General features: G+C 46.1%; 1 protein-coding gene. It reads left to right on the top strand.

Annotated features, from left to right (window positions below; all coding sequences use genetic code 11):
• The coding region (locus tag AAEY83_RS16940; protein WP_351060975.1) for a uroporphyrinogen-III C-methyltransferase at nucleotides 1-254 on the top strand (254 nt) is incomplete at both ends.

Raw genomic sequence — 254 nt, 5'->3', positions numbered from 1 at the left:
CACTTAAGGCACTGCAACTTATGCAACAAGCCGATGTAGTGGTTTATGACTATTTAGTGTCTGACGAGATCATGGAGTTAGTGCGCCGCGATGCCGACCTTATTTGTGTAGGCAAGCGTTTAGGCGATCACAGCGTAGCGCAGCAAGACACTAACCAAATGCTGGTCGATTTAGCCAAGCAAGGTAAAAAAGTATGCCGTATTAAAGGTGGCGATCCGTTTATTTATGGTCGTGGTGGCGAAGAAGTACAAGTA

Source organism: Psychrobacter sp. TB20-MNA-CIBAN-0197 (genome assembly GCF_040309765.1).
GTDB classification, from domain to species: domain Bacteria; phylum Pseudomonadota; class Gammaproteobacteria; order Pseudomonadales; family Moraxellaceae; genus Psychrobacter; species Psychrobacter submarinus.
This window is presented reverse-complemented; position numbering and strand designations above follow the sequence as displayed.